The 24152-nt window shown below is 60.9% G+C and carries 16 protein-coding genes, 1 tRNA gene and 2 pseudogenes; 8 read left to right on the plus strand and 11 right to left on the minus strand.

The genetic code is table 11. From position 1 onward, the window contains the following. Positions 1 to 27: 27 nt before the first annotated feature. On the plus strand, positions 28 to 807 hold the full coding sequence (pstB, locus tag J2S67_RS09555) for a phosphate ABC transporter ATP-binding protein PstB (protein WP_035757300.1): 780 nt from the start codon (positions 28 to 30) through the stop codon (positions 805 to 807). Between the two features lie 181 nt (positions 808 to 988). Here the strand turns inward: pstB and J2S67_RS09560 are convergent, their stop codons facing one another. The 3 genes from J2S67_RS09560 to J2S67_RS09570 all read right to left on the minus strand — a co-directional run bounded on the left by J2S67_RS09560 (position 989) and on the right by J2S67_RS09570 (position 3589). After that, positions 989 to 2002 carry an inorganic phosphate transporter gene (locus J2S67_RS09560; RefSeq protein WP_310248540.1) on the minus strand — a complete coding sequence of 338 codons (1014 nt, stop codon included), beginning with the start codon at positions 2000 to 2002 and terminating at the stop codon, positions 989 to 991. Then, the gene (locus tag J2S67_RS09565) at positions 2003 to 2563 is read right to left on the minus strand and encodes a hypothetical protein (RefSeq protein ID WP_310248543.1); all 561 of its coding nucleotides are present in this window, start codon (positions 2561 to 2563) and stop codon (positions 2003 to 2005) included. It abuts the gene before it with no gap. A gap of 390 nt (positions 2564 to 2953) precedes the next feature. Then, on the minus strand, positions 2954 to 3589 hold the full coding sequence (locus tag J2S67_RS09570; RefSeq protein WP_310248546.1) for a hypothetical protein: 636 nt from the start codon (positions 3587 to 3589) through the stop codon (positions 2954 to 2956). Positions 3590 to 3712: 123 nt separating this feature from the next. On the opposite strand from J2S67_RS09570, the gene J2S67_RS09575 reads away from it, so the two are divergent. Further along, positions 3713 to 3785 (plus strand) — tRNA-Lys (locus J2S67_RS09575). 104 nt (positions 3786 to 3889) lie between these two features. Here the strand turns inward: J2S67_RS09575 and J2S67_RS09580 are convergent. Further along, positions 3890 to 5284, minus strand: coding sequence for a D-arabinono-1,4-lactone oxidase (locus tag J2S67_RS09580; protein WP_310248549.1), 1395 nt, complete (start codon positions 5282 to 5284; stop codon positions 3890 to 3892). After that, positions 5281 to 6558, minus strand: coding sequence for a type III PLP-dependent enzyme domain-containing protein (locus J2S67_RS09585; protein ID WP_310248551.1), 1278 nt, complete (start codon positions 6556 to 6558; stop codon positions 5281 to 5283). Before J2S67_RS09585 ends, J2S67_RS09580 begins: the two co-directional genes overlap by 4 nt. Before the next feature lie 207 nt (positions 6559 to 6765). Here J2S67_RS09585 and J2S67_RS09590 point away from each other — a divergent pair, with 207 nt between their 5' ends. The 3 genes and pseudogenes from J2S67_RS09590 to J2S67_RS09910 form a co-directional block, all read left to right on the plus strand. Continuing rightward, a complete protein-coding gene (locus J2S67_RS09590) occupies positions 6766 to 8097 on the plus strand; it encodes a hypothetical protein (RefSeq protein ID WP_310248554.1) in 1332 nt (443 codons plus the stop codon). A gap of 31 nt (positions 8098 to 8128) precedes the next feature. Then, entirely contained in the window at positions 8129 to 8989 is an 861-nt protein-coding gene (locus J2S67_RS09595; protein ID WP_052048611.1) for a hypothetical protein, read from the plus strand. A 1025-nt stretch (positions 8990 to 10014) separates the two neighbouring features. After that, positions 10015 to 12291 (plus strand): annotated as a pseudogene (locus J2S67_RS09910) (DUF7507 domain-containing protein); the annotation flags it as partial. Between the two features lie 284 nt (positions 12292 to 12575). Here the strand turns inward: J2S67_RS09910 and J2S67_RS09915 are convergent. Together J2S67_RS09915 and J2S67_RS09605 are read right to left on the minus strand one after the other, a co-directional pair. After that, a pseudogene (locus J2S67_RS09915) lies at positions 12576 to 12839 on the minus strand (hypothetical protein); the annotation flags it as partial. A gap of 235 nt (positions 12840 to 13074) precedes the next feature. Next, positions 13075 to 14442, minus strand: a complete 1368-nt coding sequence (locus tag J2S67_RS09605; protein ID WP_310248561.1) for a DUF445 domain-containing protein — start codon at positions 14440 to 14442, stop codon at positions 13075 to 13077. A 90-nt stretch (positions 14443 to 14532) separates the two neighbouring features. Here J2S67_RS09605 and J2S67_RS09610 point away from each other — a divergent pair, with 90 nt between their 5' ends. Both J2S67_RS09610 and J2S67_RS09615 read left to right on the plus strand, forming a co-directional pair. Further along, complete coding sequence (locus J2S67_RS09610; RefSeq protein ID WP_310248566.1) at positions 14533 to 15351, plus strand: glycerophosphodiester phosphodiesterase; 819 nt, start codon at positions 14533 to 14535, stop codon at positions 15349 to 15351. A 180-nt stretch (positions 15352 to 15531) separates the two neighbouring features. After that, positions 15532 to 16590, plus strand: coding sequence for a D-2-hydroxyacid dehydrogenase (locus J2S67_RS09615; RefSeq protein WP_310248569.1), 1059 nt, complete (start codon positions 15532 to 15534; stop codon positions 16588 to 16590). Between the two features lie 93 nt (positions 16591 to 16683). Here J2S67_RS09615 and J2S67_RS09620 read toward each other — a convergent pair whose 3' ends face one another. The 4 genes from J2S67_RS09620 to J2S67_RS09635 form a co-directional block, all read right to left on the minus strand. Beyond that, positions 16684 to 18486 (minus strand): ABC transporter ATP-binding protein, encoded by a 1803-nt coding sequence (locus tag J2S67_RS09620; protein ID WP_310248571.1) that lies wholly within the window; start codon positions 18484 to 18486, stop codon positions 16684 to 16686. A gap of 336 nt (positions 18487 to 18822) precedes the next feature. Continuing rightward, positions 18823 to 19953 carry an acetate/propionate family kinase gene (locus tag J2S67_RS09625; protein WP_310248574.1) on the minus strand — a complete coding sequence of 377 codons (1131 nt, stop codon included), beginning with the start codon at positions 19951 to 19953 and terminating at the stop codon, positions 18823 to 18825. 102 nt (positions 19954 to 20055) lie between these two features. Next, positions 20056 to 22161 (minus strand): phosphate acetyltransferase, encoded by a 2106-nt coding sequence (pta, locus tag J2S67_RS09630; protein WP_310248578.1) that lies wholly within the window; start codon positions 22159 to 22161, stop codon positions 20056 to 20058. 298 nt (positions 22162 to 22459) lie between these two features. After that, on the minus strand, positions 22460 to 23596 hold the full coding sequence (locus tag J2S67_RS09635; protein ID WP_310248580.1) for a hypothetical protein: 1137 nt from the start codon (positions 23594 to 23596) through the stop codon (positions 22460 to 22462). A gap of 197 nt (positions 23597 to 23793) precedes the next feature. On the opposite strand from J2S67_RS09635, the gene J2S67_RS09640 reads away from it, so the two are divergent. Then, complete coding sequence (locus J2S67_RS09640) at positions 23794 to 24108, plus strand: thiamine-binding protein (protein ID WP_070506922.1); 315 nt, start codon at positions 23794 to 23796, stop codon at positions 24106 to 24108. Positions 24109 to 24152: the final 44 nt, after the last annotated feature.

Below are 24152 nucleotides of genomic sequence, written 5' to 3' on the forward strand. Positions count from 1 at the left end.
CAGGTCAAAGTGAAGGAAATAAAAACTATGGCAAAGCGCATCGACGTCTCAGACCTCAACGTCTACTACGGCAGCACGCACGCGGTAAAAGACGTCAACATGACGATTGACCCTTGTTCTGTTACCGCGTTCATCGGCCCATCCGGTTGCGGTAAAACCACCTTCCTGCGGACTTTGAACCGTATGCATGAAGTCATCCCGGGTGCACACGTCAAGGGCAAGGTGCTACTCGATGGCGACAACATCTACGGTTCAGGCGTTGACCCGGTGCGTGTCCGTACCGAGGTCGGCATGGTTTTCCAGCGCCCCAACCCGTTCCCGACCATGTCCATCCAGGACAACGTCCTCGCCGGGTTCAAGCTCAACGGTAAGCGCCTCTCTTCCTCCGACCGTGAGGAGATTGTCGAGAAGTCGCTGCGCGGCGCGAACCTGTGGAACGAGGTCAAGGATCGCCTGGATAAGCCAGGTTCCGGTCTCTCCGGTGGTCAGCAGCAGCGTCTGTGCATCGCCCGCACTATCGCAGTCCAGCCGTCCGTGATCCTGATGGACGAGCCGTGCTCCGCGCTCGACCCGATCTCCACGCTCGCCGTCGAGGACCTCATCAACGAGCTCAAGGACACCTTCACCGTGGTGATCGTGACCCACAACATGCAGCAGGCAGCCCGCGTCTCTGACAAGACCGCGTTCTTCAACATCGCAGGCACCGGCAAGCCAGGCGAGCTCATCGAATACAACGACACCTCGACGATCTTCAACAACCCACAGCAGAAAGACACCGAGGATTACGTTTCCGGCCGCTTCGGCTAAACCACGCCGGGGAGCTGCGAGCGTGCAGTAGCGGCAGCGAAACAATAGCCACACCACGATGGTGGCGCCTGCAGACAGCGGGCGCCACCATCGCTGTTTAAGCGGAAGATGTGCTGGCTGGGTGCTGGACGGGTTGGCCGCGGCGCAGGCTGGCCGCTGCGCAAGGCGGGGCAGCGGTGCGCTACCCGATGAGTGGGGACGCGGCGAGGTACAGGACGGCGCTGACGAGGAAGGTCACCACCGGTGTCATGAGCCAGTAAGCCGCGACTTCAACGGCGCGGCGCTGATTCACGGTCATGTGACGTTGTGTGAGGCCGGCACCGAGTAGCGAGGTTGTGACGGACTGGGTTGAAGAGATCGGTAAGTGGAAGGCGATCGAACCGAAGAACACGAGCAGGGAAGAAGAAACTTTCGCCATGCCTGCCCGCAACGGGTCCAGCTGCACGAGCCGCGTTGAGAGGGTATAGGTGATACGCCAACCTCCCACAAGCATTCCCGCACCCAGGATCATCGCGGTGATGATCTCGAAACCATGCATGTCACCGTAATCGAAACCTAATCCGGCGGTAGCGGTCATAACAAGCAGGAAGACAGCCAAACGCTGGCCGTCCTGCAACCCGTGAGCGAATGCCACCGCAGCGGTCGCGATCGCCTGGGAAACCCGGCCAATCCGGTCAGCAGATTTCGGTGTCTGATACCGCATGAGCCACGCCGCCGGGATCATGATCAGTATCGACAACAGTGGCGCAACAAGCACCGTGACCGCAAGCGGAATAAGGATCGCCAACAACAAGGTCAGCCACACGCCCGTGTTCTCCATGTGGCCCATCGTTATCGCCGCTACCAAGGCGCCTACAAGCCCGCCGTACATCCCGTGGGTTTGGGAGGTCGGTTGTCCACGCCACCACGTGAACAAAGCCCACATAGCCGCCGATGCCAGCGCCGCCATCGCCATCACGAGGCCCGCAGGACCGGGCGCCAAAGCCAGCTCGAATTGGTCTTGAAACGCGATCCCCAGCCCCGTGGAGAGAAATGTGCCGGCCGCAGCGAAACCGGCCACAACAATCGTTGCGATACCAGGGGTCAAAGCACGCGTACGCACCGAGGTCGCAACAGCGTTGGACGCGTCATGGAAACCGTTGAGGAACGTGACCAAAGCCCACAGCAGGCACGCACACACCAAAAGGAAACCCATTTACGATTCCTTGACCAGGATGGTCCCAAGATGGTTCATCGCCTGAATCAGTTCGTACTGGGCTTCACGCAAGTCATCGAGCAACATGGTTTGAGACAAGGCGGTCTGTACGCGGGTGGTTTCGCTGATTTCGAGTTTCCAGGTACGGATCGTGTGGCGGCCGCGGGTGGTGAGCCCCATGAGGTCCAGCCAATCGTCTTCGACGTTGTCCAGCTGCGCCAGATGCGTGAAAACTTTCCGTAACACTTTGGCTTGCTGGCCCAGAAGCTCAAGAAGCTCAGGCAGCGACGTTGAACGCATCGGGATCGCATCCGGGATGAGGCCCGCCGCATTAGAGACAGCACCGATGGATGCGCGAAGGTGGCGAGAGAACGTGAACAGGTCTTCCCGAGGCAACGGGTTGATGAACGAGGTACGCAAATGCGTGAGCAATGTATAGGTTTTGTCATCAACCTCGTTCAGGTTTTCCTTGATCGCTTCACGCAAAGCGGTCCGTTCCGTTGCAGGCGCAGAGATGAGTTGGGCGGCCGAACCGATGGCCTCGTATAACAGCTCAGACATGCCGGCCAGCAACTTGAGGCTTCGAGCCTCAGAAGGAAACAGCCGCAAACGCACGGAAACCTCATTCTCAAAGGGGACGTTACAGCTGGCAGTCTAATGAGTGAAGGTTAACAGACAAACGCGTTGAGCGGCGGGGGATCTGCGCAGGCAGCGATGCGCGAACTAATGTGCGGCGACAAAGATCCCGGACGTTGACAGAAGCCAGGATTTGAAAGACACCGGGCCGGGGGCGCCTCTCGGCGGAAGGCCGCTCGAAGCGGCAGATATTTGGAGCCCGGGGCCTCCTGCGGCCCGGTGTCCCCTCCAGTGTGGCAGACGGGGCCGGGTGCTCGTCAAGCGCTGCGGGGATACCGGTAGTCCTTGCGCCAGGTTGGTGTGGCCGCGGCGGGGCTATTCGAGTTGGTTGCGGCGCCACATTTCAGCTGAGGCGACGAGGTCCGACGCGGTGGAAGCTAAGCGTCGCGAACTTTCAGTGAGTGCGCGGGCATGCTGTGTTGCGTGCGCCTCGGCACTGTCGGCGTGGGCGGCCTGACCGGCGGCGACGAGCCGGCAGAACGCGGCGGCGCGCTCGAGCGCGACGGCGAAGTCTCCCGTATAGGCGCCCGTGAGGATCGCGGTGGTGACCTCGACCACCTCGCTAGGCCCCGGCGGGTCCGCGACCCCAGCAACCACAACCGTGACGTCATCCACAGACATACCGGCGCGGAACAGCGCGGACCAGCGTTGCGCATCGTTCATGACAGCCCGGCGCAGCACATACAGCCGCCACAACGTACCCGGCAGCGAAACGGCAGGGGAGGCGGACCACAGTTCGGCGAGCTCAAGCAGACCATCCGAGTCCGCGAGCTTGATGAGGCGGTCCAGAACCTCCGGCTCAACCCCCGAACGGCCCTGATGCACGATGGCGTGGGCAGTCAGGTGTGCCGCCTCAGAATGATGTGCCGGATCCGAGCCGGGCGCCTCACGATCCAACAGCTCGGGAGGCATCACGGCTGGCTTGTGGTGGGTGCGCGCCGAAAAACTCATCCCCTCCAGTGTAGGAACACGCGCGATCGCGGCCGGGTTGGTGCCGGTGGCGGGGGCAGGAGGCAGCGATCGTGACGGGCGGGTTAGGGAAACTGCGGTGGTGTCGTTTACGATAGGGAGCTGGGGCCTATAGCTCAGCTGGCAGAGCACCGGACTTTTAATCCGTTGGTCCCGGGTTCGATCCCCGGTGGGCCCACACAAAGATCAGCCTCGGAACTGAGCAGACGGTACGCCGTCGATGCGTCAGCTCCGAGGCTGATGTGTTTTTGAGGCTCGCGTGTGTTCACACCCTGAGCACGTTCACACCCCGAGCATCGTGGACAAGTGGCTGTTGAGGAGCACCCCGTTGGGGTCTACTTGTTTGCGGACGGTGAGCCAGTCGCCGAAATGTGGGTAGCGCTCGTGGAGGTCCTCTGGCCCGAGGGTGTGGAGTTTGCCCCAGTGGGGGCGCCCGCCGGCGGCTTTGAAGATGTCTTCGAGCACGGCGAAGTATTTTCTGTGGTCTTCGCGGTAGAAGCGGTGAACCGCGATGTAGACGGAGTCGCGGCCGTGAGCGGTTGAAAGCCAAACGTCATCGCTTTTGGCGGTCCGGACTTCCAGCGGGAATGTGATCCCTTCCGGGAACGCGTTGACGGCGCGGACCACTTCGCTGAAAACCTCGTGATAGTCGGCAATGTCGATCGCGTACTCCATTTCGCGGAACCGTGTGCGCCGTGGCGAGACAAAGACCTTATGGGAGGTGTCAGCGAAACTGCGGTTGCCCATCGTGCGTGCCGCGAGTTTATTGAGCGCCGGAACGGTTTTCGGCGCGAACCTGCCGAGTTCGCAGATGGCGCGGTGCCCGCCGTTGTTGAGCAGTTCGTCCCCGAACCAGTGTTTGAACGAAGACAGCGGTTTATCGCCTTCAAAGCCGGGGGAGCGGCGGTTGATTTTACGGGCCACGACGTCAGTGTGCTGAAACCAGTAGAACTCGACGTGGTCGCGTTCGCGGGAGAGCTCAACGAAGTTCTCGAGCGTGTCAGCCAGCGGCACGGGCCGTTCCTCTGCATGCAGGATGAACGCGGGCACGACGGCGAGGGTTGCGTGGATGATGACGCCGAGCGCGCCGAGACCCACACGTGCGGCCTCGAAAAGCTCAGCGTTTTGGGTGGGGGACGCGGTGACGATCTGCCCGGTTGGTAGCGCGATGCGCAGTGCACGGATCATGCCCGCGTAGCCGGTGAATCCGAGGCCGGTGCCGTGGGTTGAGGTTGACAGTGCGCCGCCGATGGTTTGCCGGTCGATGTCTCCCATGTTCGCTAACGCGAGCCCATAAGGTTCCAGTAGGGCTGGTAGCTCCCACAAGTGGGTTCCGGCGCCGAGCGTTACGGTCCCGCCCAGTGGGTCGACTGCGTAGAGGCCGTGGAAGTTCCGCATGTCGAGCAGGATCTCGTCGGTGTGCGCTAGCGGGGTGAAGGAGTGGCTTCCACCCACAGGGCGGACGGTGCGTTTCTCTTCTGAGGCGCGCACCAGCAGTGCCGCGAGCTCGGCTTCATCGCGTGGGGTGAAAACCTCGGCAGGTTCGCTGCGGTAGAGGCGGCACCAGTTGGTCCACTCTTTACCTCGGGCTGCGGCGCGGCCGGTTTTGTTGGAAGCGCGGGCGCTGGCCCGGCTGGCGCGGGTGCCGGCCTTTTTGGTGTGGGGATTGGTTTTCATAGGAATGCTTTCCCTTCGCCACGGTAGGTGGGCCATTCGTCGATGACTTCTGAGCCTGAGATGACTACAACGCTGTTGAGGCGTTCCGATACTTCGCCGGCTTTCGCGTGCCGAAACCACACGACATCGCCGATTGCAAGGCCGCGAGCGCCTCGTCCGGTGAGCGGGGTCTGCACTTCACCGGGACCTTCAGTTGCGCGGTAGGTGACGTTGGGTGGCCACGCGACCCTCGGTAGCCGGCTTGGACCGGGCGGCCCGGAGGCGACCCAGCCCCCGCCGAGCACTGTTGCGGTGTTCTTGTTGGGGCGGCGTACAACATCCATCCCGAACGCGAGGGCCGGCGCTGGTTTGAAAGCGGTGTAGTGGTCGAATAGACCGGGGCCGATGAGCCCGGAGCCTGCCGCTACCTCCGTGATGGCAGCTTCGGTCCCGGTGGTCTCGATCGAACCGGTCCCGCCGCCGTTGACGAAACGCAACGGAGCGATCTCGGAGACAGCATCGACGGTTTCAGCACGCCGTTGCGCGATCTCTTTCGCGGAAGCCGCCTGGATGCGCCGCAAGATCACTTGCCGCGGCGAGCTCCCCGCGTTCGCCTCGCCTGCGATCTGCCCCTCGTAGGCCATGAGCCCATCCAGCGTGAAACCCTTCCTGCCCACGATGTGGGCCGCCAGCCTGGCCACCTCCTCCGGGCTGGATAGCGGCGAACGTGCCGCACCCACCATGACGCCGCGTACGGGACGGTAAGCCGCATCGAGCTCTATAGCGACCTTGAGGTCCGGATGGCCGGGGGCGAGGTGAGCGATAATCTCCAGCTGCTGCGGATCATCGACCATGAGGGTCACGTGCTGCAGCGCGGCCTCGCTCGCCGTCCACGCCGCAATCGCTTCGGCATTCACGCTCGGGTACGCAACCACGATGTCCTGATAACCCTTTTCGGCAAGCCACACGGCTTCCGCCAGCGTGAAACCCAGAATCCCAGCGAAACCAGGAGTCTGCAGTGCGGCATCGAGCGCCTTACGGATGCGCAGCGACTTACTCGCAACCCGAACCGTAGGGGACAAGCCGGCGTTAGTGCCGGTGTTAGTGCGGATGTTACTGCGCAGAGTGGAAGCCTTCTTGAGACGCTTGACAAGGCTTTCGGCATTCGCGTGAAAATGATCCGCGAACAAAACACCCACAGGGCGCGAGGCGTAGCCGGCATCAGCCAGGATGTCCTTGAGTGCCGGCCAGTCAATCTTCACATCAGAGACGCGACTGTTGCGGAAGCGGTGCATGCTTAGTCCTCCGAACAACGAGACTTCAGGTCACGGAATGGTCACGATTAGATACCGATAACCACCCCTTCAGGTTACGTCGCGCGGGATTGAACACGCCAGATCGGCGCGATTGCAAGGCAAAACGCCGATAACAATCAAACTGTGAACACCCTGTGCAGTCTTAGTTTTTCTTGCATCTGAGCCGAAACCTTCTACCGTGGAAGTATGCGACGTTTCTATGCGGCCGCCGCAGCGGCCCTGTTCGGCATCACGCTGGGCGTCGCCCCACAAGCAACAGCGGCAACGCTGAACCTCAAACCTGAAGTGCTTACCGTTGGGGCGAACGCCTCAATGGTGCACACCGGAAAACAGCACACCGCAAAACAAGACAGCGGCAAAGCATCGCTTCGTGTAGCTACCGTGAGCGCCGGCCTGAGTGAAGAGCGAGAAGGGGCGCTCGCCGAGCGCCTCGAAGGCGGTAACGACACCGCCGCTCAGATGCTCGCCCGCAGCGTCCAGCAGACGCGCCCGGATGTTCTCCTGGTCACTGACATCGATACGGACAGCCACGTCGCTGACATCTTCAATGAACAGTACCTCGGCCAGGCACAAACCGACGGCGCCGAAGCGAACGCCGATGCGGGTGCTGATGCAGGATCCAAGGAACCGTCCTCGACCGAGTACAAATACGTCTACTCCGCAACAACGAATGCGGGCATACAGTCCGGTGCCGACCTCAACGGAAACGGCACAACAGGGGACCCCGGAGACGCTTTCGGCGCGGGACACTTTGAGGGACAACGCTCGATGGTCCTGTACTCGCGTTACCCCATCGATCAGGACGAAGTCCGCACGTTCAATGACCTGACCTGGGACGAGGTACCGGGCAACAGCCTCGATACTGAGAAATACTCGAAGCTTGTGAGGTCGGTTCTTCCACTGAACTCGACGAGCATGTGGGACATCCCGTTGAAAGTTGACGGCGAGACCCTGCACGTGATCGCAACAGACCTCACCCCGGACAATGGCGAAGGCGCTGACCCTGTGCGCAGGCTTGACCAGTTGCGTTTCCTCAGCATGTACCTCAACGACAACGCTAAGTTGCGGGAGCTGACCGATGACGCCGGGCAGTACGGCGGCTTGGATAAGTCCTCTAGCGCGGTTGTGCTTGGCGCCCTCGGTCCGGACGAGGCATCCTTGGGTAACGACGCAGACCAGATGCGTCAAGACGCATCGGCCGAACTTGAAACGCTCATGGATTCGAAATCCCTAGAGGTTGCGAAACCCTCCATGGCTGCTGGGCAGTGTGAGAACACGTTGCCGATACAGATCCGCACGTTCATGGACTTCATGTGCGCAACCCAGTATGCGACCCGCATGGACGGAGTGGCTAGCCGCTCCGACTATGTTGGGGTCACGGCGGGTCCCAAGATCGTAGAATCCGGAATTGAAACCGCGATGAGCGATGCGGGAGACCACCACGAACACGGCTCAACCGATCACCTGAGCGGTGAGCGCCGCATGGTGTGGGCTGACATCACGCTCAAGCGTGACTAAGAGCCCTCGCCCAGCACGTTAGGCTGGGAACATGTCTACTGAGAACACGCCCCGTACTCAAGCGACGCCGCGCCGCGCCCGTAAAGCGCGCCAACGTCGCAGCGCGGAGGTAGTTCTACCGCGTGAAGCAACCGAAATGCTCGCCCGCAGCATCGTGACCGATGGCGGCAAGGTCAATGACGGTTTCGAACGAGGCCTCAAACGCGTCGTAGGGTGGCAGAGGCCGGTAGTCGTCGCCTACATCCGCCGGTTGAGCAAGAAGCACCCCACCGCAACCCCAGCTGAGCTCGCACGCATCATCGAAGTGAACTATGTGCGCACCGTAACAACCATGGGTGCCGCGGGAGGTGCCGCCGCCATCGTGCCTGGGCTAGGCACACTCGCATCACTCGGGCTCTCCGCAGGTGTGGCCATCGGCTACCTGGAAGCGACCGCGCTCTATGCGCAAGGCATGGCAGAACTGCACGGAGTCGCCGTGGATGACCCGGAGCGGGCAGGCGAGCTCGTGATGGCCCTCATGCTGGGCGAAGAGGGCATCAAGATCCTCAAAGACATGTCCGGCGTTATCGCATCCGGCGGCAAAATCGGGATGCGCACCTTCTTCGCCACAGCGATCGGCGCGGGCGGATCATATGCCTCACTCGGCAAGCAACTGCATTCAAAGTTCCTGAAGAAATTCGCCAAGCGACAATCCGCATCCGCGCTAGGCCGCGCGATGCCGTTCGGGGCAGGCGCGGCATTCGGCGGGGTAGCGAACCGGGTTCTTGCCCGCCGCGTGGTGCGAGCCGCCCACGAACTGTTCGGCGATATGCCCACGGTCACGCCGCGTGACGTGAAAGCTACAGAGCCGCGAGACGCACTGGAAGTGGCCCCGGAAGCGATCGAGAAGTGAGCCGTTAACTTCCATCACGGATGTGCTGGTGGCCCACGGTCGATGTAGAATCTTGTGTTGTATTTCACCCATCTCGCGCCACCACTGTGCCCTCGCGGCTCCACACGTGCAGTATGCCTTAGTCAACATGTACTGGAGCCTGGGTTGAGACCGTCTGCGGGCCTGACATCGGCCGCCCGCAGGTGTTACGCATAGCTATGTGGCGCGGGGTCTCTAACTAGTTCTAGAGCGGAGCGCATATGACCTGGGGTCCTCACCTCACATCTGCACGCAGCGCAAGTCGCAAACGACGTGCACGGGGCGTACTAGCCCTCATCGCTTCATTCGGCCTCATCGGATCGATGGCTACAGGCGCAGTCACCAGCCACGCAGCCCCGGAACAGGCCGTCAACAGCTCCGTGCTTGCCACGAGCAAGCAAGCGGCTAAGCCGCGGCAGATCACCGGGACCGTCTATAACGACGTCAACCAGGACAAGACCCGCAACGAGGGCGAAAAGGTGCTATCCGGCTATGAGGTGGCACTGTTTGAAATGCGGACGCTGGCAAAGGCTGCCGGGGTGCCTAAACCCAAAGATGCTGTAGCCTCCATGAGGTCAGATAGGGCAGGAAAGTACGTCTTCAACGACGTAGCGGACGGCACATACGTCGTCGTCATCTATCCGGTGGAAGCCACCGACGGACTCACCCACGCTGGCAGCTTTGTCCCACAGGAACAGGGCCTGTGGCACACCGGACCCATCGGCATCAATGGCACCACAGGGCACGCGGGCATCGACTTCGGCATCATCAAGCCTCAGCTAGGTTTCAAGGTGACGAAGAAAGTCAACGGCGCCAACAGCGTGACCCTGGAGGCCGGTAAGAAAGCGACGTTCACCACGGAAGGTGAAAACACCTCCAACGTGACGCTGGATCGAGTAACCCTCACCGACACCTGGATGAGCGGACGCGAACCGCTGTCCCACACATGCACGTTCTATAAAGCGGACGGCACCCAGTACAAGGGCCAGGCGCTGCGCGAGACCTACATGGGTTTCCCGAACACCAAGACAACCGTCAAGATGAAGGCGGGCGAATCCTTCAAGTGCTCCGCAACCTACGTTGTGACGCAAGCTGACGTAGATGCGAAACAAGACCTCACCAACGAGGCCAGTGTTCGCGGCGCCTACGACTACCTCGACAACTTCGGTAGCAAACAGAGGCCAAGGGAGACACTGGACGTGAGAGCGGCCGACAGCGCAGTGATCCGCCTCTCCGACGAGGAGCCAACGCCGGAGCCAACCGAAAAGCCTGAACCAACCGAGAAGCCTTCGCCGACGACGGAGCCGACTGACAAGCCTGAGCCTACTGAGGATCCGACCGAGGAGCCTGAACCGACCGAAGATCCATCGCCGCAGCCAGGCGGGGACGCGTCGATGAAGCTCGTGACCCTCATCGACGGCGAAAAGTCTGTTGAGAAGAACGTTGGCGATGCCGCGAAGTTCACCATCAAGCTCGAGAATACGGGTGCAGCTGACCTTCACGACGTCGCGTTCACCGGTTCCTGGGTTGACGGTAAGGAACCGCTCGAACTCTATTGCGAGGTCGACGGCGACTACGTTTACGCAGACGACGAGAAGTTCGCGCTGAACGTCGGTGAAGCCCTCAACTGTGAGTCCGAATACCGGATGACGCAAGGAGATATTGACGCGGGCGAGCCTCTCAAGAACACCGTGACTGCTGAGGCCGTGACCCGCCCAGCATCCGGTGAGCCACAAAACCTCAAGGAAACTGACTCCGCGGAAGTCATCCCAGCAGCCGCAGACGCACAGCTTGAGGTAAGCAAAGAAGCGTGGGGCGAATACGGTGACGACAACAGCACGGTCGGCGATGAGATCGAATACTGGTTCACGGTACGCAACACCGGCAACGTGACTGTTTCCGACATCGAAATCAATGACCAGATGCTCGCCGACGCGGGCGAGGACGTCGTCTGTGAAGACGACACACTCGCACCGAACGGCCAGACTGAATGCTCCGCGACCTACACCGTCACTGACGGCGATGTGGCGGACGGTAAGACGGAGATCATCAACACCGCGACCGCGAAGGGCAAGACCCCTGCCGGCGAGGACGTCGAAAGCGATGAAGCGACCGCGACCTCCCCAGTTGGCCTGCCCGCTTTGCAGATCGAGAAGAGCATCCTCGATGAGCCAGCCGAAGGCTTTACCGCTGGCGATACGGTGACTTACAGCATCGTGGTGACCTCCACCGGTACCGGTAGCGTCGAAAACGTTCTGGTCAACGACCAGATGCTTTCCGACCGCGGCTCCGAGCTGACGTGTGAATGGAACGGCCGAGGCATCGCGAACGGGCGGATCTTCCTCGACCCGCAAGACACCGCAACCTGCACGGGTTCCATCACTGTCACTGAGGAAGATGTTGCCGCTGGCAAGCCAATCGTGAACACGGCAGAGGCAAGCGGCGGATACAACGACGTCGAAGCCGACACGGTGACCGCTACCGCCGAATTCACGCCGGCAGCGACGAAGGAACCTAAACCGACGGAGGAGCCGACCGAGGAACCTTCGCCAACTGAAGAACCGACGGCTGAGCCGACCGAGGAGCCTTCGCCGACTGAGGAGCCAACGGCTGAACCGACTGAGAAGCCAACTGAGCAGCCTTCGCCAACGGGTGAGCCAACGGCTGAGCCGACGGAGGCACCTTCGCCGACTGAAGAGCCGACGGAGGCACCTTCGCCGACTGAAGAGCCGACTAGCGAGCCTACGGAGGAACCGACTGAGGTGCCTGAGCCGACCGAAGAGCCTACGGAGCAACCTTCCCCGACAACGGAGCCGACGGAGGAACCGACCGCAAAGCCGACTAGCGAGCCTACGGACGAACCGACGGGTGAGCCAACGGCTGAGCCGACCGAGGAACCGACGGGGAAGCCTTCGCCGGAGCCTACTGAGGCACCGAAGGCCCCTCAGCTGTCGCTGACGAAACTCCTGAAGGACCCTGCCACGGGCAAGCTCGTGAGCGAAGCGGAGCTCGGCGCGGGTGAGACCGCTCAGTTCACCATCACGGGTACCAACTCGGGTGAGGTCGCGGTTCAGCCTGTCAGGCTCGTTGACACGTGGGTTGAGGGTAAGGCTCCGCTGGACCTCGCATGCCAGATTGACGGCGCCAAGGTGAATGTCAAGGACGCGTCGCTGCGGCTTGAGCCGAAGCAGTCGCTGATCTGCATCACTGAATACACCGTGACCGAAGCCGATGTCGCCAAGCAGGAAGACCTGGTCAACAAGGCAACGATCACCGGCGACGCCGTCAAGAACAAGGCGGGGGAGCGCTCTGCGAAGAGCGTGACGACGTTCAGCGCAACCAAGGCCGATGCTGGCGAGAAGGGCGCGGGCGCGAGCGCGTCTGCTGAAGCTGTCATCAAGATGCCGGCACCAGCATCGACCCCGGAACCGACAGCGGAGCCAGAACCGACAAAGGAACCAGAACCGACAGAGGCGCCAACGAACGAGCCGACCGAGAAGCCGTCGCCGGAGCCATCGGAAAACCCATCCGAGGAACCGAGCGAGAACCCATGGGAAAAGCCTTCCGAGAACCCTTCTGAGGCACCTTCCGAGAAGCCGTCTGAAGCGCCGTCTGAGAACCCATCCGAGGAACCAGGCGAGAAGCCATCTGAGGAATCAAGCGCGGACCCGACGGTGGAAGCATCTGAGGACCCAGCAGGCGATTCAGGTAGCGAAGCCAGCGAGGACTCCGCCGACTCGGGTTCCCTCGCGGCAACCGGTGCGCAAGTAGCGGGTGCCATCGCGATCGCTGTAGGCCTCATCTTCCTGGGGATTCTGCTGACGATCATCATGCGTCGCCGCAATAAATAAGGCGGCCTCGACTAGCCCGGCAGCCGGCCTGCCCCGCTAGAGCAGACCAGCACAACAGCAGGGTGGGAACACGAAAACCGTGTTCCCACCCTGCTGTATCTGTATTCACTTCTCACTCGCAGACGGAGCTGCCGGCTAGGGCGGCGCTGTCGGTCCAGGTGGAATGACCGGCCAAGAGGGACCCCACATCCGGCCCGCCACAGAATACACTCAACGCTAAGAGAGCCCGGCACTCACCAAACTAGCCAACGCAAAAATAGCGACACCAGCCAACGAACCCACGACAGTACCGTTGATCCGGATGAACTGAAGATCCCTACCCACCATCAGCTCGATACGATCCGTAGCCTGAGACGCATCCCAATCACGCACAGTATCCGTAATCAGCTCAACAGCCTTATCCCTATACCGCACAGCAGCCCACCGGGCAGCCTGAACAGCCCACACATCGACCTTCGCAGCAAACGGATCGCCACCAACCAACCGCCGGCCAAGATCAACCAAGCCATGCGTCAAAGACTCACGCAACGGCGCATCAACAGAAGCCGCAGCATCGGACACAGACCGCTTCATCTGAACCCACACATCGGAGGCAACCTGACGCAACCGCGGATCCGAAGCCAACGAAACCTTCAAAGCCTCAAAACGCTCCTGCGTCACAGCATCCCGCTGCAAACCATCAGCAACAGAGGCCAACCAACCATCCACACTCACACGCAAAGGGTGAGCCGCATCAGACCGCGCCGCCTCCAAAACACTGACCAACTCCCGATGCAAACGCTCACCGATCAACCGATCCACCCGCGACGGCAACCAGCCAGGCGTCCGGTCAGCAACCAACCGATGAACAACCTCCGGATGCTCCCGCAACCACCCAGCCGCTTGATCGACCAAAGACTCCACCGCCGCAACATGCTGCCGATCATCCACAACCCGGCCCAAAACCATGCCAACCGTGCTAGCCCACTGCGGCTCAACCACATGCTCACGAACCAAACCCTCAGCGACCCGCTGAAAATCCTCATCCGCGACAACCTCCATCAGCCCAGACGCGATCGTCAAAAGCTCGCCCGAAAGCTGCTCAGCCCGCTCACGATCAGCGATCCAGCCACCCAACGGCTGCGCAACACGAAGATTCGCCAAACGCTTCTCAAGAACCTCATCATTCAAGAAATTCTCACGAACAAAAGCGCCCAAACTATCGCCAATCTGATCCTTCTTCCGAGGAATCAAACCCGTATGCGGGATCGGCAAACCCATCGGCCTACGAAACAAGGCCGTCACCGCAAACCAATCCGCCAACGCACCAACCATGCCGCCCTCAGCGCCAGCACGAACATAACCAGCCCACACAAAACGATCCTGCAACGCAAAACCGACCGCAAAAATCACAGCCAGTATTGCGAGCAGTGCCGTCGCGACGAACTTCATTTTGCGAAGAGCCTGGCGCCGCTCTTCATCGGTAGGAGCACTCAGGTTAGGGCTAGTAGCGAGCTGGAACGGGGAGGGTTCCTTGCTAGTTGGCTCTTTGTCGGCCGGTTGTTGATTGAGCGGCTGTTGGTTGAGTGCAGGGGTGGACGGCACGGAATCCTCCTCAATGAAAATGAACAATCCAATCTAAACACCTGCGCCGCATCGTTAACAGCTCAGGGCGTAAGAAGCTAGGCTGAAGGCGTGCCACGCATATTTGCTCACCGCGGATCATCAGGCCGCTATGCCGAAAACACTCGCGCTGCCTTCATGCAAGCAATCCAGGACGGAGCCGACGGGCTGGAATGCGATGTGCGGCTCACCGCCGACGGCGAGGTTGTGGTGCATCACGACGCGAAACTCGGGCGGACATCGAACGGGTCAGGTCCGGTGAGCGAGCATAGCTTGGCGCAACTGCGCGGAATGGACTTCAGCAGCTGGAAGAACCCGAGTTGGCCAGCCGAATACGGGGGAGTACGCGAGCAGCTCTTGACGTTGGATGACCTGCTCGATATCGCGGAGGCGGCTGGCCGGCCGATCGAGGTAGCGATCGAAGTGAAACACACACCCGCACACAACCCGGCCCTCGATGAAGCGGTGTTGGCGATCCTGGAGGCCCGCTCCACCCCCTCCTCTTTAACCTTCGGCAACGTGAGTGCTTCTATTATGAGCTTCAGCCCCACCTCGGTACGCCGCATGATAGAGGTCTGTGGGGCAGAGAAGGTATGTATGCTCATTGAAAATAAGAGACTGACCAAACTACAAAGGTCGCGACAAAAAGCTGCGATGAAAATGCTCGATGAAACCGCTCAACTCCTGGCGGGCCCAGGAGTATCGTTCATCCGGGCGCATGAAGAACATGTACGCCGATGGATACGCCAAGGCACGAAGCACCGTGTGTGGACAGTCGACACGCTCGAAGACGCCCACTACCTACTCGATCTAGGGGTCGAAGAGCTCACCGGCAACTACCCAGCCGAGCTGCGGCAAGCACTACAAGACGCACCCACCCCCACGCCCTAACTAACCTTCGGCACCAGGTATGTAACCTTCGGCACCAAAATTGCAGTTATTAACCCCGCAACGATTAATTTCAGCAATTACGTTGCCCAAGATTAAAACGAGGGGCAGACCGCACCGCTGCTCAACACGCCCGCGCACTAGGATGGCAACCAAACCAAACCCCATCCCACAGGAGCTAGCATGCAGAAGGAAACGCGCCCCCGCATCGTTATTGCAACCCCGCTGAACGAAGAGCTCACCAGCCGCATCAGCACCGAACTTCCGGAATGCGAGATCGTCAGCGCACCTGACCTGCAACCGCCAGCGCGATACCCCGGAGACTGGCCCGGTGACCCGAACTTCACCCGCACCGCAGAGCAACAACAACGCTACGAAGAGCTCCTCGCAACTGCCGACGCACTCTTCGCAGTACCAGACGAATCCGGCACTCTCCTCGGCAAAATCGTGGAGAAAAACGACAAACTCCGTTGGGTTCACACCACCGCGGCCGGCGGCGGGGCACAAATCAAACGCGCCAACATCAGCCCTGAACGCCTCGAAACATTCACCGCCACCACATCGGCTGGTGTCCACGGGCAAACCCTCACCGAGTACGCGCTATTCGGGGTCCTCGCCGGCGCGAAAGACCTGCCCCGCATCCAGGAAGATCAACGGAACTCTCATTGGCCGGAGCCTCGCTGGACGATGCGTGCACTCGCAGATATGACCGTTCTGGTCCTGGGTTTGGGCGGCATCGGCTCCCGCACGGCAGCCGTGTTCTCTGCTGTTGGCGCCCGAGTCTGGGGTGCTTCGCGTTCAGGGCGCCCAGTTGACGGGTTGGACAGGGTCATCCCGATGGATGAGTTGCACGGCGCGCTGGGCGAGGTGGACGCGCTCGTTGTGACGCTACCCGGGACGTCAGCGACCCGCCACCTCGTGGACACTGAGTTTTTGGACGCGTTGAAGGACGATGCGGTTGTGGTCAACGTGGGGCGCGGCTCGGTGATCGATGAGGCAGCTTTGGTTGAGGTGCTTGATCGGGGGAAGATCAGTTTCGCTGCGCTGGATGTGACGGAGCGGGAACCGTTGGCGCCGGAGAGCCCGCTGTGGCGACACGAGAAAGTGATGATCACCCCGCACAACGCCGCGCTGTCGAACAAGGAGCCAGAGAGGGTCGTAGACCTGTTTATTGAGAACGCGAAAGCCTGGCTCGCCGGTGAAGAGATGAAAAACGTGGTCGATAAGGTCCACTTCTACTGACAATTTTGTACCTTCGGCATCGCTAGTGCTGAAAAGGCCCCCTCGGGGCCGAATTTCAGCACTAGCGATGCCGAAGATGGTTAACGGGGGTGGTCAGGCTCCCTGGTCTTCCTCAAAGCCGAGTACATTGCCGGGGATGGACGCCAACAGTTTCCGTGTATACGGGTGCCGCGGGTTCGTGAAGATCTCCTCCGAAGACGCAGCCTCCACCAGTTCACCCGACTTCATCACACACACATAGTCCGAAATCAGCCGCACCACCGCCAGGTCATGCGAAATGAAAAGATACGACAGCCCCTTCTCTGCCTGCAAGCGTCCCAGCAACTTCAAAATCTGGTCCTGAACCAACACATCGAGCGCCGACACCGGCTCATCACACACAATCAGATCCGGCTCCAACGCCAAAGCGCGCGCAATCGCCACACGCTGCCGCTGCCCACCCGACAATTCAGAGGGATAACGCCCCAACAACTCGAGCGGCAACGCAACCTCATCCATCAACGAACGCACCTTCTCGCGACGCTGCCTAGAAGAACCCACCCTATAGGCGTCAAGCGGCTCCCGGATGATGCGGCCAATCGTATACATCGGGTTCAAAGACGAATAAGGGTCCTGAAAAATCGGTTGCATACGGCGCCGGACACCCCTCCAATCCGCCTTCCCCATACGCAACATGTCCCGGCCATCAAACTCAATCCGGCCACTCGAGGGCTCAGTCAACCCCAACAACATGCGCGCCGTCGTCGTCTTCCCAGACCCAGACTCACCCACAAGCGCAACCGTCGAACCACGCGGAATCTCAAACGAAACATCCTTCGCCGCGAAAAAATCCTCACCGCGCCCACCACGCCTCGGATACGACTTCGACAACCCCTCAACACGAACCAACGGGCCACCAGCATCCGCCACAGCCGCCGTATCGGCCGCAGCTGCCGCATCAAGCCCCGATGCCGAATCAGCCCCACCGGAACCTGACCTCGCGCTAGACCCAGCCACCGCATCGTAAGCCCCAGCAACACCAAGCATGCCCGCATACGCGCCCGGCACCAACCGTGCCGCAGCGACCGACGGCGCCGCCGTCACCAACTCACTCGTGTAAGGGTGCTGCGGGCTCTCCAACAACTGGCGCGCAGGGCCCGCCTCAACAACACGGCCACGATGCATCACCACGATGTCCTCGGCGCGCTCTGCCGCAAGACCAAGATCATGCGTAATCAACAACACCGACGTACCCTGCTGAGCCGTCAAAGTGTCCAACTCATCGAGGATGACCCGCTGCACGGTCACATCGAGCGCAGACGTCGGCTCATCAGCGATCAAAAGACGCGGCCGGCACGCAAGCCCGATAGCGATCAAGACACGCTGGCGCAAACCACCCGAAAGTTCGTGTGGATACTGCCGGGCCTTATCCTCAGGGTCAGGGACCCCCGCCTCCCGCATCAGCTCGAGGACGCGCGCATCAACCGTGCTCTTAGTGGCTGCCCTGTTGATGAGCAGCGTCTCCGCGATCTGCGCACCGACCCGCGCCACCGGGTTGAGATTAGACATCGGATCCTGCGGCACAAGCCCGATGTGGTTGCCGCGTAGCCGCTGAAAGTCGTGGTCAGAGTAGGTCGCGAGGTCAACGCCCTCGAAGAGGATCGAACCGGACGTAATGGAGCCGTTCTCGGGGAGTAGGCCGATGACCGCCATCGCGAGGGTGGATTTACCCGAGCCGGACTCACCAACGATCGCGAGCGTCCTGCCGGGCTTCAACGTGAGGTTGGCGCCTTGGACCGCGTTGACTTCGCCATGACGGGTTTTGAAACTGACGGAGAGGTCTTTGACGTCGAGTAGCGGGCCCTCAGCGGTGGTGTTAGGCGCTATATCGTCCTCGCAGGAAGTGACGTGAGGCATGGGCACCATTTTGCCTTATGAGTGTTGTTTTCCCTCAGACGTTAATCTTCGGCACAAAAATTGTAGTTATTCGGTAAAGCTATGCGGGTCAGCGCGATGTCGAGCCGAGGGCGAAGCGGCCGAGCCGCAGCAGGGCGGCGGCATGGTAGCGATTCGCTGGCGGGCCAGTGGCCAGGCGGCACGGTAGCGATTCGATGGCGGGCCAGTTGCCAGGCGGCACAGTAGCGAGACGACGGCTACGCGACAGTTTGGTGGCAGCGTGCCTGTTGGCGAGTCTATTTCAGCAATTTCGTTGCCGAAGGTTCCTTAAACCGTAGTTTTGGAACACTCTTGTTGCTAAAGGTTAGAGAGGAGGTGGGCGGTGGCTTTCGCGATCGCGACCTCTTCGTCGGTCGCTACGACCATGACTGTAATGGTTGAGTGTTCGGTGGAGATGATGGTGGGTTCTGTGCTGGCGTTGTTGTTCGCGTTCTCATCGATCTCGATCCCGAGCGGCGCGAGGCCTTTGCAGACGATGTCACGGAACGGCGCGGAGTTTTCGCCGATGCCGCCGGTGAACACGAGTGAATCTGCTCCGCCGATCGCTACATGGTAGGCGCCGATGTATTTCTGTAGCCGGTACGCGGCAACATCGAGCGCGAGCTGCGCTTCGGGGTTTGTTGCCGCCGCATCGACCACTTCTTTCATGTGTGAACGCCCCGCGAGCCCGAGCAGGCCGGAGCGTTTGTTCAGCATGACATCCAGCTCGTCGGCGGTGTAGAGGCCGCGTTCGATGAGTTGCGTTACCACGGAAGGGTCGAGGTCGCCTGACCGTGTCCCCATTACCAGGCCTGCGAGCGGGGTGTAGCCCATCGAGGTGTCGTAGGACTTGCCGTTGCGGATTGCGGTGACGGATGCGCCGTTGCCGAGGTGGGCGACGATGCCGTTGAATTCAGCACTAGTGATGCCGAGGGTTGCGGCGGCGGTGTTGGCGACGTATTCGTGGCTGGTGCCGTGGAACCCGTAGCGGCGGACGCCGTGTTCTTTGTAGAGGACGTCGGGGATGGCGTATCGCCAGGCTTTTTCTGGCATGGTCCGGTGGAACGCGGTGTCGAAGACGACGACTTGCGGCAACTCCGGCCACTGTTCGGATACGGCCCGTAGGCCCGATGCGGCGGCCGGGTTGTGTAGCGGCGCGAGCGGGGATAGCGCTTCGATTTCTTTGATGACGTCCGGGGTGACGAGCGTGGGTTCTGAGAATTTTTCTCCCCCGTGCACGACGCGGTGCCCGACAGCGTCGATGCCGTGGTCGTCGCCGAGCTCCCGCTGCATGTGTTCAGTGACGAGGGTGAGGGCCTCCCCGTGGTCATCGACGCCGCCGAGCCCGATCTCTTCGACGTTCCCAGAAAGCGCTTCGTGGCCTGTTTCTGGGTCGAGGATCACGTATTTGAGGGACGAAGAACCCCAATTCATCACGAGAATACGCACCGCAACCTGACCCTTCTACACACTGTCTTGAGGTGAGGCGCATGTGTGAGGCGCCCACCACATCGTAGTCTAACTGGGATTAGAGCACTCCTGTTGCCGAAGTTAGTCGGCTTGGTGCGGGGTGTGCTCGCGTGGGGTGAGGCTTTGCGCTTGGATCGCCGTGATGGCGACGGTGTTGACGATGTCGGCGACGGTGGTGCCGCGGGAGAGGTCGTTGACGGCTTTGTTGAGTCCTTGGAGTACGGGGCCGACTGCGACTGCGCCAGCGGATTGTTGCACGGCTTTGTACGTGTTGTTGCCGGTGTTGAGGTCGGGGAAGATGAGGACGGTGGCTTGGCCTGCGACGCTGGATTGGGGCAGTTTGGATGCGGCGATGCTGGCGTCGACGGCGGCGTCGTATTGGATAGGGCCTTCGACGGGGAAGTCAGGGTTTTGGGCGTGGACGAGTTCGGTTGCTTCACGGACACGGTCGACGTCTTCGCCGCTGCCGGAGGTTCCGGTGGAGTAGGAGAGCATCGCGACGCGCGGGTCGACGTCGAATTGGCGTGCTGTTGCGGCCGATGCGGTGGCGATGGACGCGAGTTGTTGCGCGGTCGGGTTGGGGTTGACGGCGCAGTCGCCGTAGACGAGGACTTTCTCCGGCAGGCACATGAGGAACACGGATGAGACGATGTCTGCGCCTGGACGGGTCTTGATGATTTGGAGGGCTGGGCGGATCGTGTCGGCGGTTGTGCCAACCGCTCCGGCGACCATGCCGTCTGCGCCACCGGTGTGCACCAGCATCGTGGCCCAGAACGTTTTATCAGACATTTTGGCGCGCGCATCGTGTTCGGTGATGCCTTTGTGTTTGCGTAGTTCGTAGAATTCGCGCGCGAACTCTTCGGTGCGCGGGTCGGTTTCGGGGTCGACGATGGTGACGCCGGTGAGGTTGATGCCTTTTTCACGGGCGAGGGTCTCGACTTCTGGGCCGCCGAGGATGATGAGGTCGCAAATGTTGCGGCGGGTGATGATTTCAGCGGCGCGTAAGATGCGTTCGTCTTGCCCCTCGGGGAGCACGACGGTGCGGCGGTCTTGTTGGGCTTTGGTGATGAGCCGGTGGAGGAACCGGATGGGGGTCACGACGTCGGGGGCGGGCAGTTCGAGGCGGGCGAGGAGCTCGTCTTCGTCGACGGATTCTTCCCACGCGGAGAGTACGGCCGCGTTTTTGCGGGCGATGTTGTCGGTGATGTCGCCGTGGATGTTCGCGACGGTTTGCGCGGTGGTGAAGGTGCCTTGTTCGGTCGCGTAGACGGGGAAGGGCGCTTCGGCGAGGACGGGTAAGACCGCGGAGTCGACGGGGCGCGGCCCGGTGACGAGGACCCCGGCGGTCGAGTAGAAGTCGAGGGTGCGGGAGGCGGCGACGGCGGCGAGGAGGACGTCGCTGCGGTCGGATGGTGTGATGAGGAACGTGTCGTCGGCGATGTAGCGTTCCAGTAGGTAGCCGACGTTCATGCCGGCGATGATGGTGTTGTTGATGGTGCGTTCGGGGTTGTTGGTGCCGGCGATGAGGCGCGCGTCGGTTGCTTTGGCGATGTTTTCGACGGTGGGTGCGGTGACGTCGGTGAGTTCGGGGATGACGTAGACCTTGCGGTGGGAACGGCCTGGCCGGACTTGGGTGCGGATGTCGTCGAGGAGGGCCGGGTTGGCGCGGTTGACGATCATGGACAGTAGGGACACGTTGGCGTCGTAGAAGGCGTCACGTGCGAGGTCGACGGCTTCGGCGACGTCGTGGGCGGTCTTGTTGGAGCCGTTGACGACCCCGATCATGTGGCTGCCGAGGTGGTTGGCGAGGCGGGCGTTGAGTTCGAATTCGCTGCCGTAGTCGTGGCCGGTGAGGTCGGTGCCTTCGATGACGATGACGTCGGTGTTCGCGGCGAGTGTTGAGTAGGTTTCGAGGGTGCGTGTATAGATTTCTTCGGTGTGCCCGGAGGCGATGAGTTCGTGTGCTTCGCTGCGGGTGAGGCCGACCCCGGAGTTTTCGTTGGTGAGGCTGTAGTTGGCGCGGAAGTACTGGAGCGAGGTGTCGTTTTCGGGTGTGTCGGCTTCGGTGATGGGGCGGAAGAAGCCGACGCGGGTTGCGCGACGGTGGAGGAGTTCGGTCACCCCGACGGCGATGATCGTTTTGGCTGCGCCGGGGGCAGTGGCAGAAATGTACAGGCCGCGGGTCATGAAGTCCTCGCTGTGTGGTGGGGGGATGTACGTGTGACCCCTACATTTTCCCACCATTTTTCATCTTCGGCACTTTAACTGCTGCAAAAGTGGCGATAACGACAATGTTGATGCCGAAGGTTAAGAAATGGAGTAACACGGCATGCCTGAACGCTACCGGGTGGCTACTTCTGTGGCAGCTAATCGCAGATGGCCACCGAGTTTGTTGGATGTCTGGTTCATTTTTGGGGAAATAACAGCATTCTCGGTGCCGAAGGTTAGAAAAAGGCAGGAAGGGGCGCAGATCATGGAGTTGGTGTCAGGCCGCTAACGTGTAGCCGAGCGCTTTACGGATCTGGCGGATAACAGGTGATTGCGCCAGCGCCGGCGCCAACCCCATTGAGGCTGGCTGCCATACCCGCAGTTTGATCCCGTAATGCCCGATGCGTACCCCGAGCGGCCGCATCGGCCTCTGTTTGTTTTTGCTGAGTTGGCTCCAGGCGGTGAGGCGTTCCCGGGTCAGCCAGCCGAGGCGCTCCTGCGGTGACATGTCATTCTCTGTCGCAATGATTTGTTGCCATCCGAGCCGGGCTGTGAGTGCGTTGCGGCGCGCGTCGGTGACTTGTTTCTTTGCGGTTGTGTGGATTGCGCCGTCGTATTCGCACGCTACTTTCGCTTCGGGCCAGGTGAGGTCGGGGCGCACGATGGGGTGTCCGTCGTGGTCTTGGATCCACCGGTTGACGGCAGGTTCGGGCAGTTGAGCTTCGCGGCAGGCGAGTCGTAGGCGGGTTTCTTGGGGCGAGTCGGCGCCGATGCGTGCGAGGCGTAGTGCTTTTCGCGCGATTCTGATACCTGGAATGTGGGGGTGCGCGTCGATGAACGCCGCGATTTTCGCGGGCGTGGAGAGTGGTTTTTCGCGGTTTTCGTATTTTGGGTTGGGGATGCGGATGATGTGGTCGAGGGTGATGACCATGTTTTCGAGGTCGAGGATGTTGGCGAGGTCGAACCAGGTGCGTTCGACGGTGGTGATGTGTATGTGGGTGGGGAATTCGGGGTCGGGGAGGGTTGTGACGTCGCCTGGTTTGAGGCGTCGTTTGTTCCATTCGAGGTGGTGGCCTGGGTGGTCGCGGCGCCAGGTGCGTGACCAGAGGCTGATGCGTGGTGTTGGGGTGTTTGGGTCGGTGGTGGGGTTTTCGATCCAGTGGGGTAGTGGGAGTTTGTAGTGTTGGGCTGCTTGTATTCCTGTGATGACGATGCGGGGGCGGCTTCTGCTGTAGGCGCGGGCGATTGCGGTGGGGGTGGGTGTGGTGTTGCGGTGGCAGTAGATGCTTGGGGCTACGCGTGTGTATTGGTGTGAGCGGAGTTGGCCGGGTGTGAGGCCGGCTTGGATGGCTTCTTGGCGCGTGAAGACAGTGTTGTGGAGTGCTTCTGGTGGTGGTGTGAGTTTTCTTCCCATGGATGCATCATGGGGTGTTTTTGTGTGGCGTGGGGGTGATTTCTAGAATCTGTGGATAATTATTCTTTGGCAACGTAATTGCTGGAAAATCTGTGGATAGTGGCCTGGGTGCGCGGTTTTGTAGCACTGGTGTTGCCGAAAGTTAAAGGGTGTCACTTGGGTGGGCTTCGCCGGGTAAACGTGGCACGCTGTTTTTTATGATTGTTGCTTTTTCTGTTGCGCCTTCCGGTGCTGGTGCTGACAGTGATGGTTCGGTCGCTGAGGCTGTTGCCGAGGCGGTGAAGGTGGTCCGTGATTCGGGGCTGCCGAACCGCACGTCGAGTATGTTCACGGAGATCGAAGGCACTTGGGATGATGTGTTTGACGTGATCAAGCGCGCCACCGAGGCGGTGGAACGGTTCAGTTCCCGTGTTTCGCTGGTCATCAAGGCTGATATTCGTCCAGGGTTCGATGGGGAATTGGACGGTAAGCTTGAGCGCTTGGAGTCCGCTATAAGCAAGTCGGATAGCTGATTGTTGTGGCGACGCGGTACGCACGCGTCGATCGAGTTCGCGTG

Origin of the sequence: Pseudoglutamicibacter albus (assembly GCF_031458175.1) — a bacterium.
GTDB lineage: Bacteria > Actinomycetota > Actinomycetes > Actinomycetales > Micrococcaceae > Pseudoglutamicibacter > Pseudoglutamicibacter albus.

Coding starts and splice junctions, on each gene's coding strand:
- J2S67_RS09565 (WP_310248543.1), bottom strand. CDS start 2,563: ATGTCTGAGCTGTTATACGAGGCCATCGGTTCGGCCGCCCAACTCATC.
- J2S67_RS09585 (WP_310248551.1), bottom strand. CDS start 6,558: ATGCACCGCTTCCGCAACAGTCGCGTCTCTGATGTGAAGATTGACTGG.
- pstB (WP_035757300.1), top strand. CDS start 28: ATGGCAAAGCGCATCGACGTCTCAGACCTCAACGTCTACTACGGCAGC.
- pta (WP_310248578.1), bottom strand. CDS start 22,161: ATGACCCGCGGCCTGTACATTTCTGCCACTGCCCCCGGCGCAGCCAAA.
- J2S67_RS09595 (WP_052048611.1), top strand. CDS start 8,129: ATGTCTACTGAGAACACGCCCCGTACTCAAGCGACGCCGCGCCGCGCC.
- J2S67_RS09560 (WP_310248540.1), bottom strand. CDS start 2,002: ATGGGTTTCCTTTTGGTGTGTGCGTGCCTGCTGTGGGCTTTGGTCACG.
- J2S67_RS09590 (WP_310248554.1), top strand. CDS start 6,766: ATGCGACGTTTCTATGCGGCCGCCGCAGCGGCCCTGTTCGGCATCACG.
- J2S67_RS09635 (WP_310248580.1), bottom strand. CDS start 23,596: ATGGGAAGAAAACTCACACCACCACCAGAAGCACTCCACAACACTGTC.
- J2S67_RS09640 (WP_070506922.1), top strand. CDS start 23,794: ATGATTGTTGCTTTTTCTGTTGCGCCTTCCGGTGCTGGTGCTGACAGT.
- J2S67_RS09580 (WP_310248549.1), bottom strand. CDS start 5,284: ATGAAAACCAATCCCCACACCAAAAAGGCCGGCACCCGCGCCAGCCGG.
- J2S67_RS09570 (WP_310248546.1), bottom strand. CDS start 3,589: ATGAGTTTTTCGGCGCGCACCCACCACAAGCCAGCCGTGATGCCTCCC.
- J2S67_RS09620 (WP_310248571.1), bottom strand. CDS start 18,486: ATGCCTCACGTCACTTCCTGCGAGGACGATATAGCGCCTAACACCACC.
- J2S67_RS09615 (WP_310248569.1), top strand. CDS start 15,532: ATGCAGAAGGAAACGCGCCCCCGCATCGTTATTGCAACCCCGCTGAAC.